1 protein-coding gene is annotated in these 255 nt (G+C 36.1%); it reads right to left on the bottom strand.

Translation table 11 applies throughout. The features are described 5' to 3' along the window. Nucleotides 1-187, bottom strand: a 187-nt coding sequence (locus PZE06_RS29400) for a hypothetical protein (RefSeq protein ID WP_275792596.1), incomplete at its 3' end; no start/stop codon positions are given. Nucleotides 188-255 lie beyond the last annotated feature (68 nt).

Here is a 255-nt window from a genome sequence, read left to right as displayed (position 1 = left end):
TGTTTTCTTTTATTAAATTATTACTTCTGTCATACAACCTTGAATCATAAGTTACTGGGTTAAGTAAAGGACGCACGACAGAAAACGCTCCATACAAAAACCGAGCAGATTTTTTGTTCCCGAAACCATGGTCATAAAGGCGCTCTGAAACTCCAAAATCGGAAAAATGTTCTTTTAAAAACGGCATTAGCGCTTCACCTCGTTTTGGATATCACCATTACTATTCCACGTCAAATCAAAGATTTCTGTTTTTAG

It is taken from the genome of Robertmurraya sp. DFI.2.37, assembly GCF_029211245.1.
In the GTDB taxonomy this organism is placed as follows: domain Bacteria; phylum Bacillota; class Bacilli; order Bacillales; family Cytobacillaceae; genus Robertmurraya; species Robertmurraya methanolica_A.
This window is presented reverse-complemented; position numbering and strand designations above follow the sequence as displayed.